We start from the raw sequence: 11,867 nt of genomic DNA on the forward strand, positions 1-11,867 counted from the left end.
GTAAGGCGAGTTAGAACGCGCCTTACCACTCACGACGGGTGGGTCACTTCAGGCCGGTGGCTTCCGCGGCGGCGGGGTCGGAGTCGGCGAGGAAGGTGCGGCAGCGGTCGTACTCTTCGGTCTCGCCGATCTTCCCGGCGGCCTTGCCCAGGACGGCGAGGGCGCGCAGGAAGCCCTGGTTCGGGCGGTGCGACCAGGGCACCGGGCCGAAGCCCTTCCAGCCCGCGCGGCGCAGCTGGTCGAGACCCCGGTGGTAGCCGGTCCGGGCGTACGCGTACGCGGCGACGGTCTCGCCCGCGTCGAAGGCCTTCTCGGCCAGCGAGGCCCACGCCTCGCTGTAGTCCGGGTGTTCGGCGGCGACGGTGGCCGGGTCGGTCCCGGCGTCGAGCGCGGCCTGGGCGGCGGTGTGCTCGGGCAGCAGCGTCGGCTCGGGGCCGAGCAGGTTGTGCGTCATGCCGCCCATTGTGCCTCTACAGGAAGAGGGTCCCCAGCACCCCGGCTCCGGCCAGCACCAGGGCGGCGACCAGCACGCCCGCGACAACTCGTTTCGGCATCATGGCGCGACACCATGCCAACCGGGGGCCGCCGGAAGCAAGTCCGCCACCCGTAGGGGTGAACCCGGGCGCGAAGCGCCTCCGTTGAGGGTGGTGGTGGGGAGGAAGGTAGGGGGAACCCCGATTTTCGCGTCCTTTGCCACGGTCCTGACCCACTCGTGACCATGACCGGCCATGATGTCCGGCATGGCCAAGGCAGTCGACGTCCCGGTGGACGTGATCCCGCGCAGTCCGATCGGCAAGACGCGGCTGTTCTTCACGCGGCACTGGCACCGCGGCGCCGCCGGGCAGCCGACACCGGACTGGGTGCTCCGCTTCTGCTACGGAATGTGGCTGGTGGCGTTCGCCTTCAAGCTGCTGGGCTCGTCGTGGGACATGTCGTGGCACTTCCGCTGGCTGCGCGACGACCTGGCACCCCCGCACCTGATCAACACCGTCGGCACGGTGATCATCGTGGTGCTGGTGGCGATCCACAGCTACACGGGCCTGGGGTGTGACAAGCGCTCGCTGCGGCTGATGCAGATCGGCCTGCTGACGTTCCTGGTCGCGGCCCCGCTGGACGTCATCAACCACCGCGTCAACGGCCTGGACCTCACGGCGTGGAGCCCGTCCCACATGATGCTCTACCTGGGCACGGGCATCATGCAGGCGGGCGTCCTGCTGGGCTGGCTGCGGTTCGCGCCGCCGGGCCGCTTCCGGACCGGCGTGCTGCTCGGCCTGTGGGCGTTCTTCCTGGAGAACACGTTCTTCCCGAACGGCCAGCAGGAGTACGGCATCCTCGGCCTGCGCGCGTGGGAGCGCGGGGCGCCGGAGGCGGAGAAGTCGTTGCTGGACTTCGCGGCCAACCAGATCGGCCACCCGGTCGACCGGACGGCGGTGCTGCACTTCACGATGCCGATCCCGGAGTGGGTGTACCCGCTGTGGGGCATCGGCGTGATGGCGTTGATCCTGGTCCTGGCGCGCAAGACGCTGGGTTTCCGCTGGGCGGCTTCGTCGGTGGCGCTGGCGTACGTGGCCTACCGGTCGGTGATGTGGCCGCTGCTGCTCGGGCTGGGGTTTCCGGTTTCGACGGTGCCGTTCTACCTGCTCTTCGTGGGTCTGGCGGTGGACCTGGCGTTCGCGATGAGCCACGGCGTCGTGCGCGCGGCGGCCGGGGCGCTGCTGGTGACGGCGTTCGGGTACGGAGCGTTCTGGCTGCAGTCGCAGTTCCGGCCGTGGGTGCTGGGAGACGCGCACACGGAGTCGGCACCCCCGGCGGCGTACTGGACGGCCGCGGTGGTCCTGGCCGGGGTGTTCGTCCTGTGGGCGGCGGCCGGCCCGGCTTCGCGCCGCTGGTCCGCGAGGCAAATCCCGGCGTAGCCTCATACTCGCTCGATGAAGATCATCAGTGAAGACGTGCTTCGCGACGAACTCGAGGCCCCCTGGACGCTGTGGAGGCCGGTGAGACTTTCAAGTCACGCGCAACGGCGAAGAGCTCGCCGAGCTGCGCCCGCTGACCCAGCGGCGTCGGCTCACTACCGAGGAACTGATCGCCAAGCATCGTCGTCTCCCGCGATTCGACCCGGCTGAGATGCGCAAGGACATCGACGAGTTCTTCGACGAAGATCGGCTGATTGACAACGCCCCCGTTACCTTTTTCGTGGCTCCCGACCAGGGAGTGGTGGTCACCAGGCCCGGCATGACTTGCGCCCCCAGTCGAAGGCATGATCCGGGGGTGGTGTCACCGGGTCTGGTGGCATCGAGGGACCGCTGATAGGGACACGGCCACCAGCTTGGTAGGTCTCGTCGTAACGTGGGTGCCGGCCATCGATGCCCAACCCGGTGATCACTCGCGGCGAACGAACGGCTGGTGGATGAGCAGCAGCTTCAGCGTGTTTCTCGGCTTGGACGTCGGTAAAGAAGCCCATCACGCGGTCGGCCTCGACCCGGACGGCAACCGGCTGCATGACGGGCCGCTGCCCAACACCGAGCCCAAGCTGAAAGCCCTGTTCGACAAACTCGCCCAGCACGGGCCGCTGCTGGTGGTGGTCGACCAGCCCGCCACGATCGGGGCATTGCCGGTCGCGGTCGCCCGTGACCTCGGGCACCAGGTCGCCTACCTGCCCGGCCTGGCGATGCGCCGCATCGCCGACCTTTACCCCGGCCGCGCCAAAACCGACGCCCGGGACGCGTTCATCATCGCCGACGCGGCCCGCTCGCTGCCCCACACGCTGCGCCCGGTCGACGTCGGCGACGACGCCCTGGCCGAGCTGGAGGTCCTGGTCGGGTTCGACGACGACCTCGCAGGCGAAGCCACCCGCATCGCCAACCGCATCCGCGGCCTGCTCACCGGCATCCATCCCGCTCTCGAACACGCCATCGGCCCGCGGATCAGCCACCCCGCGGTGCTGGAGATCCTCTCCCGCTGCGGCGGACCGGCCGGCATCGCCAAGGCCGGCCGCCGCAAACTCACCGCCATCGCCAAGGTCCACGCACCCCGCATGGGCGAACGGCTGGTCGAGGCGATCATGACCGCGCTCGGCGAGCAGACCGTCACCGTCCCGGGCACCGTCGCCGCGGACACCGTGCTGCCGCGGCTGGCCGACAGCTTGAAAGCCGTTCTCCTGCAGCGGAAACAGGTTGCCGAGCAGGTTGAGGGGATCCTTGATGCGCACCCTCTTGCCGGGGTCCTGACCTCGATGCCCGGCATCGGCGTCAGGACCGCAGCCCGCATCCTGCTCGAGGTCGGCGACGCCTCCAACTTCGCCTCCTCGGGGCATCTGGCGGCCTACGCCGGCATCGCCCCGGTCACCCGCAGCTCCGGCACCAGCATCAAGGGCGAACACCCTGCTCGAACCGGCAACCGCCAGCTCAAACGCGCGTTCTTCCTCGCCGCGTTCGCCGCTCTGTCGGATCCGACCAGCAGGGCCTACTACGACCGCAAACGAGCTGAGAGCAAGAAGCACAACGCTGCGCTGATCTGCCTGGCCCGCCGCCGCTGCGACGTCCTCTACGCCATGCTCCGCAACGGCACCCACTACCGCCACCCCGAACCAGCTCCCGCTGCGGCTTGACAACCACATAGGGACACCCCCCGGGGCCGGCCACCTGGCTAACCTGCATGAGCCAAGTGTGCTCGACACCTGCGTTTACTTCCGGAGACCGGGAGTCCTGCTCGAGGTCGTCGAGGTCTGACAGCAGCGGACCTCCGAAGAGCAGCTACGGACCGTCCATAGCTGCCCTGCCGTCCGTCACCAGCCGCGGGCTCCCCACTCCGGGATGCAGGGCGCTCCGAGTCGGTGTCGTGTCCGTGCCGCGCCACTCCGCCCAGAAGGATGGATCACACGAGCGGTGAATATGTCGCGTCGACCTGGCCTCTGTAAGGACGTGGGACGAAGCGGTGACCGGTCACAGGACTTCACGTCAGCCCTGTAGCCGCAGCAGGAGCACCAGATGCGCTCGTCAAAGCCGGGAGATTTGGCACGTGCTGCTTGTTAGTTCATAGGCGTTTCACTGATTCTTGTTGTCCGACGACAACGGAGACGTCACTGGTGACACGTTTGCTTGCCGTCTCCATTTGACACGCCGGCCACGCGCGCGATGAAGGCGCACATCCCGACGTTCACGGGGCCCGGATGTGGCCCTCTCCTCGACCGGAGCAAGATAGCGACATGTCTGATAGGGCCTGCACCTCGAACAAAGCGCGCGCGGCGATCATCACTGGTTCCGTCGTGCAGGGGAGGGACATCACGATAGCTCTTCCGGCGCCTGCCAAGCCCGCCGTCGCGGGCCTCCCCATTCAGCCTCTCTTCGTCGGGCGTGACCAAGAACTGAACGAGCTGATCCACGTGCTGAAGCCTGCTTCTCCGATGCTCGCTGGTCCCGCGTCGGCAACAGTGACTGGCCTGGGTGGTGTGGGTAAGACTGCGCTTGCTGTGCAGGCGGCACACCATGCCGTCGAATCTGGATGGTTTCCTGGTGGAGTAATCTTCGTGGATCTACAGGGCTACGACACGTCCGAACAACGTCCGGATGCCACGGATACTTTAGAGACTCTGCTGCAGGCGATAGGAGTCACGCGCGAGCAGATTCCAAACGGCCGGGCAGCGAGGGAGTTGCTGTGGAGATCTGCACTATCCGAGCGTGCAGCGGCGAACCTATCAACTTTGATCTTGCTGGACAACGCGTCGTCATCTGAACAGGTTCAACCGTTTCTCGCCGGAGGCGAAGTAAATAGATTTCTAATTACAAGTCGACACAGCCTCGGAGTACAAGGCAGCCGAGTATTCAACCTCAGCGTTCTGTCACCTAGAGAATCCTTGGATCAACTCAGGCAGGAGCTCACAGCGGCCTATCCTAACGACGAGAGGTGTTCCATTGAATCGGGTTCAGCCGCCCAGCTAGTTGAGCTGTGTGACCGACTGCCGCTAGCGGTTCATATTGCCGCCGCTTTGTTGGCTATCACTCCTGACAGACCTCTGTCTGACCTCGTCGACGCGATGCGCGACGAAAAATATAGATTGTCGGAGCTGACCTTCGATGGCAATCTCGCAGTTCGCGCGGCATTTGATTTGTCCTATACTTGCCTAGATGGCGATCAAGCCCATCTTTTTCGAATGATGACAATCAATCCAGGTGTCGACGTTGGCATCGAAGCGATCGCGGCTTTGTGCGACTTCGACGTCCCAAAGACTCGACGTGTGCTCACGCAGCTAGCACGTGCACACTTGGTGTTCGTTCGCGGATTCAAGCGATGGAAGATGCATGACCTGGTCCGCGCCTATGCAAGCGAACATGCATCGTCCGACCCTGGATACAGAGAAGCACTTGGGCGGATGTTGTCCTACTATTTGAAGGCTGCGAAGAATGCCGACAGTCATCTCTGCTCGGTGGACGTTAATTCGACCCGCTCGTCTACTGATTTCGATACGTACGAATCAGCTCTTGCTTGGCTGGATGCCGAGTGTCAGAGCATCGCCTCATCGGTAAATTTGGCGCTCGCGCATGAACAGTATGCATATGCTCTTGATTTACCTGCCGTAATGTGCAACTTTTTTCACATGCGTCAGCGTTGGTCGGACTGGATCGCTACGCATCGCGCAGCGTTGACTGCTTCTCTTGAACTTGGCGATCTACACAAGGAAGCGAGAACCAGGAACAACCTTGGCATAGCCTATCGCGAAACCGGCCTGCATTCCGAAGCAATAGAGGAGCATCGGGAGGCATCGAATTTTTCACCATTTGCGGGAATTTCACAACGTGGTCGGCGCTCAAGGAAATATTGGGCTCGCCTACCTGGAATTGGGGGAGCATCACGCTGCCGCCGAGCAGATCGAGCTGACGTTGCAGTTCACTGACTTGCGTTACGACCCGCGCGATAAGGCTCGGGCGCTGGTTAACCTGGGATTGGCCTATGAGGGCCTCGGACGCTCGGACGAGGCAGTGGAGGCCACGCTCAGTTCGATCCCCCTGTTTCGGCAGTGCGGGGACCGGAGGGCAGAGGCAATGGCCTACACTAATCTTGCGATCGCATACCGTACGCTTGGCCTATTGCAGTCCGTTGATGAATCTTGTTGTCAAGCCATTGAGTTGGCGAAAAGATTGGGCGACTCTCACCTCCAGGCCCACGTCCTTAATCTCCTGGGTCAGAACAGGATCGCTACAACTGATTTTCAAAGTGCGCGACTATGTCATCTCGAAGCGCTCGCTCTGTCTCACTCCCTCGGCGAAGCCCGAAGTGAGGGCGAGGCGCTTTTTGGTCTGGCGATCTGCAGCGAGAACGAACGGAATTGGCAAGAGTCTGCAGATCATTATCGAAAATGTCTCCAAGTCGAGAAAGATCTGGGCGAGCGCGGCGCCGAAGCGTACGTACTGAACAACCTCGGCAGAGTATGCTTTGAACTCGATCTATTCGATGAAGCTGCACAGCATTGGAAGCGTGCTCTGGATATCTTTTCCTCCATGGATTCCGAATTTGCGGCAATCCGGGCCAGCGAGCTGAGCTCTACCTTGCAGAGCATGAAAGAGAATCAAATGCTGAGCCCTGAAGATTGGGATAGCCTGCAACGTCGATAGACGGCCCCAGTCGGCCCTCCTCAACAGGCGTGGGCTTGCCACTCCGGAGACTCGGGCGCTCCGCACCCAGTGTCGTATCTTTGCCGTCACCCGGGTAGATCCACGCCTCGTCCGGCAGCTCCGCGAAGATTTTCTTCTCCACGTCGTCGAGCGACGCGAACCGCGCCGGGTCTTTCTGCGTGTCGCCCACCCAGCCCAGAAACAGGGAATCGCCCGTGAACAGGCGCCGGATGCCCGATGGGCCGCGATACAGCAACGCGATGCTGCCCGGCGAATGGTCGACCAGGTGGCGGGCCGTCACGGACACCTCGCCCACGCGGATCGTGTCGCCGCCGTTCCCGGGAGGTCGATTTGCGGGTCGACGCCTTCCACGTCGTGACGATCGCGTACGTCCGTGCCCCGTTGCCGAGGCCACCTCCGCCGGCGCTGTCCAGTGGGCCCAGTGGCAGTGAGTCGCGACGATCGAGGTCAGGCCCGCCTCGCCGGCCGGCTCCAGCAGGGTCGCGGGGTCCGCCGCCGCGTCGATCAGGAGCTGCTCGCCCGTCGTGCGGCAGCGCAGGTACGCGTTGTTGTCGATAGTGCCGACCGACAACCTTCGCGATCGTCAGCCGGACGTCTCGCGCACGTCCGGCGGGCCGCCGGTGGTGACCTCGCCTGTGTACGTCGGGGCGATCCCCTCGTCCTGACACACCGAAGGCCGCCACGGAGCACCGTGGCGGCCTTCCGCGGGTGACTACTTGAGCTTCGTCCCCGCCGAACCCAGAGCCTGGCAGGCCTCGACGACCCGGGCCGCCATGCCGGCCTCGGCCGCCTTCAGGTACGAGCGCGGGTCGTAGACCTTCTTGTTGCCGACCTCGCCGTCGATCTTCAGGACGCCGTCGTAGTTCTTGAAGAAGTGGTCCACGATCGGGCGAGTGAACGCGTACTGCGTGTCCGTGTCGACGTTCATCTTCACCACGCCGTAGGACACCGCCTCGCGGATCTCCTCCGGCAGCGAGCCCGAGCCGCCGTGGAAGACCAGCTCGAACGGCTTCGAGCCCGCGTCCAGGCCGAGCTTCTTCGACGCCGCCTCCTGGCCGCCCTTCAGCACGTCCGGGCGCAGCTTCACGTTGCCCGGCTTGTACACGCCGTGGACGTTGCCGAACGTCGCCGCCAGCAGGTAGCGGCCCTTCTCACCGGCGCCGAGCGCGTCGATCGTCTTCAGGAAGTCGCCTTCGGCGGTGTACAGCTTCTCGTTGATCTCCGCTTCGACGCCGTCCTCTTCGCCGCCGACGACGCCGATCTCGACCTCGAGGATGATCTTCGCCGCCGCCGTCTTGGCCAGCAGCTCGGCCGCGATCTCGAGGTTCTCGTCGAGGTCGATCGCCGAGCCGTCCCACATGTGGGACTGGAACAGCGGGTTCTGGCCGTTCTTGACGCGCTCGGCCGAGATCTCGATCAGCGGGCGGACGAAGCCGTCCAGCTTGTCCTTCGGGCAGTGGTCGGTGTGCAGCGCGACGTTCACGTCGTACTTCGCCGCCACGACCTGGGCGAACTCCGCGAGCGCGGTCGCGCCGGTCACCATGTCCTTGACCTTCTGGCCGGACGCGAACTCGGCACCGCCGGTGGAGAACTGGATGATGCCGTCGCTCTCCGCCTCGGCGAAGCCGCGGATGGCGGCGTTCACGGTTTCGGACGAGGTCACGTTGATGGCCGGGTAGGCGAACTCGTTCGCCTTGGCCCGGTCGAGCATCTCCGCGTAGACCTCGGGGGTGGCGATGGGCATCGTTACTCCTCCTTGGCACAGGGTGGTCCCGACCGCATCGTACGAGGTGTACCGCCGCCGCACACCGGTCCCCGGGCAGAAACTTTTCCGCACGTGGAATCGGTTCAGAAGGGGGTGTGTCCGGCCGCCGGGCGAACCGGCGGCCGGACGAGGATCACAGCAGCTCGGACGCCAGCGCGCGGTACGCCGGCCACGGGTCCTCGTTCAGCACCTGGATGTTGACGTGGTCGGCACCCGCTTCGAGGTGGGCGCGGACGCCCGTCGCGATCGTGGCCGCGTCGCCGTGCAGGGCCAGCGCGTCGACCAGGCGGTCGCTGCCCTCGCCTTCGACGTCCTCGTCCGTGAAGCCGAGTTTGCGCAGGTTGGCGACGTAGTTCGACAGCCCCAGGTAGAACTTCACGGTGTTGCGGCCGATCGCGCGGGCCTCGGCGGCGTCGGTGCCGAGGACCACCTTCTGCTCCGGGGCCAGCAGCTTGCCCTCGCCCAGGATCTCGCGAGCTCCCCGCGTGTGCTCCGGCGTGGTCAGGTACGGGTGCGCGCCCGCCGTCCGGTCGCCGGCCAGCTCGAGGACCTTCGGGCCGAGCGCCGCCAGGGCACGGCCGGCCACCGGGACCCCCGCCGCGTCCAGGCCGTCGAGGTAGTCGACCAGCGCCGCGTACGGCTTCTTGTACTCCTTGGACGCCTCGGGGTGGCCCGCGCCGACGCCGAGCAGGAAGCGGTCCGGGTACTTGGCCACGATCCGTTCGTACACGCGGGCGATGTCCGCGGGCTCGTCCTGCCAGATGTTCACGATGCCGGTCGCGATGACCAGGCGGTCCGTCGCCGCCAGGAGGTCGTCCACGTAGGCGAGGTCTCCGCTCGGGGACGCCCCCAGCCAGATCGCGCCGTAGCCGAGCTTCTCCGCCTCCGCCGCGAACTGCGCGTCGACGCCCGAGTAGTGCCGCCAGATACCGAGCTTGCCGAGTTCGATTGCCATGGAACACCCCAACGCACGAGATGGCGATTTTCCTCCCGGGTTCCCCGGCCGCGGGAAGACTACCGTCGAAAGCATGACCAAGCTGGGTAACACCGACCTCGACGTCTACGGGCTCAACCTCGGCGGCAACGTCTTCGGCTGGACAGCCGACGAGCCGCAGTCCTTCGCCGTGCTGGACGCCTACACCGCGGCCGGCGGCAACTTCGTGGACACTGCCGACCTCTACGGCGGGGGCGGCGGGTCCGAGGAAATCCTCGGCAACTGGCTGACCGCGCGCGGCAACCGTGACGACGTCGTCGTCGCGACCAAGGTCGGGATGTGGGACGGCCGGCCGGGCCTGTCGGCGAAGAACATCCAGGCCGCGGCCGAGGACTCGCTGCGGCGGCTGAAGACCGACCACATCGATCTCTACTACGCCCACCGCGACGACCCGGACACCCCGCTCGAAGAGACCCTGGCAGCGTTCGACGCCCTGGTCCGCGCGGGCAAGGTCCGCTACCTCGGCGCCTCGAACTACCGCGCCGAGCGGCTCGCCGAAGCACTGTCCATTTCGGACCGCAACGGCCTCGCGCGGTACGCGGTGCTGCAGCCGCACTACAACCTCGTCGAGCGGGACTACGAGCGCGACCTCGCCCCGCTCGTCGCCCGCGAAGGCCTCGCCACGCTGCCGTACTTCGCCCTCGCGAAGGGCTTCCTCACCGGCAAGTACCGCACCAAGGGCACTGAAAGCGACAGCCCGCGCGCAGCCCGCGCGGAGTCCTATTTGGACAATGGCGGCGAACGGGTCTTGGCCAAGCTCGACGAGGTCGCGAGCGCACACGGCGCCTCGGTCGCCGCGGTCTCGCTGGCCTGGCTGCGGCAGCAGCCGACGGTCGCCGCCCCGATCGCCAGCGCCCGCACCCCGGAGCAGCTCACCGACCTGATCGCGTCGGTCACGCTCGAGCTGACCTCAGAAGAACTAGGGGCACTTTCACGTGAAAGTGCCCCTACTCTTGGGTAGCTTACCGCGGGTAAGTTGAGGTACGGTGCCCTCAAGTGACGTCTAGGAGGGCACCGTGGCCAACCCGTTTTCGCTGCTGAGCGGCACCAAGAAGGTCGACGGCAAGGTCGTCCTGATCACCGGCGCGGCGCGTGGCATCGGCGCCGGGCTCGCCCAGCGGCTGGCCGCCCGCGGCGCCAAGGTCGCCCTCGTCGGCCTCGAAGCCGAGGAGCAGCAGAAGGTCGCCGATCGGATCGGGCCGAACGCGCGCGCCTGGGAAGCCGACGTCACCAGCTGGGACGCCCTCGAAACCGCAACGAAGGGCGTCGTCGAGCACTTCGGCGGGATCGACATCGTCATCGCCAACGCCGGCATCGCGACCGCGGGCTTCGTCCGCTCGGTCGACCGGGCCGCGTTCGAGAAGGTCATCGAGGTCGACCTGCTCGGCGTCTGGCGGACGTTCCGCGTCACGCTCCCGCACGTCATCGAGCGCAAGGGCTACCTGCTGGCCATCTCCAGCCTCGCCGCGATCACGCACGCGCCGGGCATGGCCAACTACTCCGCCGCGAAGGCCGGCGTCGAAGCCTTCTCGAACAGCCTCCGCGCCGAGGTCGCCCACCTGGGCGTCAAGGTCGGCGTCGCGCACCCGACGTGGATCCGCACCGACCTCGTCGAGAGCGCCGACGCGCACCCGGTGTTCGGCAAGCTCCGCGCGTCGATGCCGGGCCTGATCGGCAAGACCTACCCGCTGGACGTCGCCCTGGACGACCTCGAAGCGGGCATCCTCAAGCGCGCCCGGACCATCCACGTGCCGCGCTGGGTCGGCGGGCTCAAGCTGTTCCGCGCGTTCCTGCCGCCGGTGATCGAGATCGGCTCGCGCAGCCGGGTACCGTCGGCGGACAAGGCCGCGCTGGCCGACATCGAGGCGCGCGGCGCGTTCGAGTCGGCGGTCACCGGCCACGGCGGGCGGGCCGCCACCAAGGGGTGAAGATGTCCCGTCGCGACCAGATCAGGATGACCGAGGCCGAGGTCCGCGCGTACCTCGACGGCCAGAAGGTCATCAACGTCGCCAGCGTCGGCCCGAACGGCCGCCCGCACCTCGCGCCGCTCTGGTACTTCCCGCACGAAGACGGCGTCGCGACCTGGACGTACGGCACGTCGCAGAAGGCGAAGAACTTCCGGCGGCTGCCGGAGGCGACCGTGCTGGTCGAGGACGGCGACAGCTACGAGAAGCTCCGCGGCGTCTCGTTCGAGGCCGACGTCGAGATCGTCGAGGACGTCGAAGAGGTCACCCGGATGGGTACGGCACTCATGCAGCGGTACTCGGGCGCCAAGCCGGGTGACCCCGCACCGGCCGAGCTGCAAGCCTTCATCGCAGGTCAGGCCGCGAAACGCATCGGCCTGGTGTTCCGGCCGACCAAGGTCGTCAGCTGGGACCACGGCAAGCTCGGCGGGACGTACTGATCGGTAGGCAGTACTTCCAAGTAACTGTTACCTGAGGTAACGTCATCTGGGCAGCCAACTCGACGCAGCGGAGGC

12 protein-coding genes are annotated in these 11,867 nt (G+C 66.2%); 8 read left to right on the plus strand and 4 right to left on the minus strand.

Going from position 1 to position 11,867, the window contains the following annotated elements; all coding sequences use genetic code 11:
* Positions 1-43: 43 nt before the first annotated feature.
* Entirely contained in the window at positions 44-454 is a 411-nt protein-coding gene (locus AB0M93_RS36780; RefSeq protein ID WP_364282730.1) for a DUF3151 domain-containing protein, read from the minus strand.
* A gap of 286 nt (positions 455-740) precedes the next feature.
* Between AB0M93_RS36780 and AB0M93_RS36785 the strand changes: the two genes are divergently transcribed.
* The 5 genes from AB0M93_RS36785 (at position 741) to AB0M93_RS36805 (ending at position 6,608) form a co-directional block, all read left to right on the plus strand.
* Entirely contained in the window at positions 741-1,913 is a 1,173-nt protein-coding gene (locus AB0M93_RS36785) for a hypothetical protein (RefSeq protein WP_364282733.1), read from the plus strand.
* Between the two features lie 211 nt (positions 1,914-2,124).
* Positions 2,125-2,307, plus strand: coding sequence for a hypothetical protein (locus AB0M93_RS36790; RefSeq protein WP_364282736.1), 183 nt, complete (start codon positions 2,125-2,127; stop codon positions 2,305-2,307).
* Positions 2,308-2,407: 100 nt separating this feature from the next.
* The gene (locus AB0M93_RS36795) at positions 2,408-3,607 is read left to right on the plus strand and encodes an IS110 family transposase (RefSeq protein WP_364282739.1); all 1,200 of its coding nucleotides are present in this window, start codon (positions 2,408-2,410) and stop codon (positions 3,605-3,607) included.
* Positions 3,608-4,204: 597 nt separating this feature from the next.
* Positions 4,205-5,890 carry an NB-ARC domain-containing protein gene (locus AB0M93_RS36800; RefSeq protein ID WP_364282741.1) on the plus strand — a complete coding sequence of 562 codons (1,686 nt, stop codon included), beginning with the start codon at positions 4,205-4,207 and terminating at the stop codon, positions 5,888-5,890.
* A complete protein-coding gene (locus tag AB0M93_RS36805; RefSeq protein ID WP_364282744.1) occupies positions 5,877-6,608 on the plus strand; it encodes a tetratricopeptide repeat protein in 732 nt (243 codons plus the stop codon). Before AB0M93_RS36800 ends, AB0M93_RS36805 begins: the two co-directional genes overlap by 14 nt.
* On the opposite strand, the gene AB0M93_RS36810 is transcribed toward AB0M93_RS36805, so the two are convergent.
* The 3 genes from AB0M93_RS36810 to AB0M93_RS36820 form a co-directional block, all read right to left on the minus strand.
* A complete protein-coding gene (locus AB0M93_RS36810) occupies positions 6,538-7,200 on the minus strand; it encodes an MBL fold metallo-hydrolase (protein ID WP_364282747.1) in 663 nt (220 codons plus the stop codon). The genes AB0M93_RS36805 and AB0M93_RS36810 overlap by 71 nt on opposite strands.
* 141 nt (positions 7,201-7,341) lie before the next feature.
* Entirely contained in the window at positions 7,342-8,373 is a 1,032-nt protein-coding gene (gene fbaA / locus AB0M93_RS36815; RefSeq protein ID WP_364282750.1) for a class II fructose-bisphosphate aldolase, read from the minus strand.
* A 154-nt stretch (positions 8,374-8,527) separates the two neighbouring features.
* On the minus strand, positions 8,528-9,349 hold the full coding sequence (locus AB0M93_RS36820; protein ID WP_364282753.1) for an LLM class F420-dependent oxidoreductase: 822 nt from the start codon (positions 9,347-9,349) through the stop codon (positions 8,528-8,530).
* Between the two features lie 73 nt (positions 9,350-9,422).
* Here AB0M93_RS36820 and AB0M93_RS36825 point away from each other — a divergent pair, with 73 nt between their 5' ends.
* Genes AB0M93_RS36825 through AB0M93_RS36835 form a run of 3 tightly spaced genes read left to right on the plus strand, consistent with a single transcriptional unit; the run spans position 9,423 to position 11,792 of the window.
* Positions 9,423-10,349 (plus strand): aldo/keto reductase, encoded by a 927-nt coding sequence (locus AB0M93_RS36825; RefSeq protein WP_364282756.1) that lies wholly within the window; start codon positions 9,423-9,425, stop codon positions 10,347-10,349.
* A gap of 55 nt (positions 10,350-10,404) precedes the next feature.
* A complete protein-coding gene (locus AB0M93_RS36830) occupies positions 10,405-11,316 on the plus strand; it encodes an SDR family oxidoreductase (RefSeq protein ID WP_364282760.1) in 912 nt (303 codons plus the stop codon).
* 2 nt (positions 11,317-11,318) lie between these two features.
* Positions 11,319-11,792 carry a pyridoxamine 5'-phosphate oxidase family protein gene (locus AB0M93_RS36835; protein ID WP_364282763.1) on the plus strand — a complete coding sequence of 158 codons (474 nt, stop codon included), beginning with the start codon at positions 11,319-11,321 and terminating at the stop codon, positions 11,790-11,792.
* Positions 11,793-11,867 lie beyond the last annotated feature (75 nt).

Source organism: Amycolatopsis sp. NPDC051102, assembly GCF_040682815.1.
GTDB lineage: Bacteria > Actinomycetota > Actinomycetes > Mycobacteriales > Pseudonocardiaceae > Amycolatopsis.

Excerpts from the sequence above, each read along its gene's own strand:
- AB0M93_RS36780 (WP_364282730.1), bottom strand. The coding sequence starts at position 454 with ATGACGCACAACCTGCTCGGCCCCGAGCCGACGCTGCTGCCCGAGCAC.
- AB0M93_RS36785 (WP_364282733.1), top strand. The coding sequence starts at position 741 with ATGGCCAAGGCAGTCGACGTCCCGGTGGACGTGATCCCGCGCAGTCCG.
- AB0M93_RS36790 (WP_364282736.1), top strand. The coding sequence starts at position 2,125 with ATGCGCAAGGACATCGACGAGTTCTTCGACGAAGATCGGCTGATTGAC.
- AB0M93_RS36795 (WP_364282739.1), top strand. The coding sequence starts at position 2,408 with ATGAGCAGCAGCTTCAGCGTGTTTCTCGGCTTGGACGTCGGTAAAGAA.
- AB0M93_RS36800 (WP_364282741.1), top strand. The coding sequence starts at position 4,205 with ATGTCTGATAGGGCCTGCACCTCGAACAAAGCGCGCGCGGCGATCATC.
- fbaA (WP_364282750.1), bottom strand. The coding sequence starts at position 8,373 with ATGCCCATCGCCACCCCCGAGGTCTACGCGGAGATGCTCGACCGGGCC.
- AB0M93_RS36820 (WP_364282753.1), bottom strand. The coding sequence starts at position 9,349 with ATGGCAATCGAACTCGGCAAGCTCGGTATCTGGCGGCACTACTCGGGC.
- AB0M93_RS36825 (WP_364282756.1), top strand. The coding sequence starts at position 9,423 with ATGACCAAGCTGGGTAACACCGACCTCGACGTCTACGGGCTCAACCTC.
- AB0M93_RS36835 (WP_364282763.1), top strand. The coding sequence starts at position 11,319 with ATGTCCCGTCGCGACCAGATCAGGATGACCGAGGCCGAGGTCCGCGCG.